The organism is Modestobacter excelsi (assembly GCF_005930495.1).
Taxonomy (GTDB): Bacteria; Actinomycetota; Actinomycetes; order Mycobacteriales; family Geodermatophilaceae; genus Modestobacter; species Modestobacter excelsi.
The window spans coordinates 1-411 of sequence record NZ_SJEX01000174.1 but is presented as its reverse complement, the minus strand read 5'-3'; the positions used below and the strand labels follow the sequence as shown (position 1 = coordinate 411).

Below are 411 nucleotides of genomic sequence, written 5' to 3'. Positions count from 1 at the left end.
AACTGTAATCGAACCACAACCAACGTTAGCACGCGCTCCGATTTCAGCATCGCCTATATAACTTAAATGTGGAAGCTTCGCGCCTTCTTTTACGACTGATTTCTTCACTTCTACAAAGTTACCTACTTTAACTTTATTTCTAATATCCGATCCTGGTCTTAATTGTGCAAACGGGCCTATATTCACTTCATCAGCAACCGTTGATTCATTAATCACTGATTGTTTAATATTTACACCATTACCAATGCTGCTATCAGCGATTTCTGAGTATTGGCCCACTACGACGTTTGAACCGATTACGGTTTTACCAACTAGTTTAACGCCTGGCTCTATCGTTGTATCTGGTCCAATTTGAACATCTTTGCCAATATATGTAGTGAGTGGATCAATAATTGTTACACCGTCACGCAT

At 39.7% G+C, this 411-nt stretch carries 1 protein-coding gene; it reads right to left on the bottom strand.

The window, feature by feature from the left end:
- A partial coding sequence (locus tag FHL80_RS27315) for a GlgC family sugar phosphate nucleotidyltransferase (RefSeq protein WP_500684527.1) occupies window positions 1-411 on the bottom strand: 411 nt, incomplete at both ends.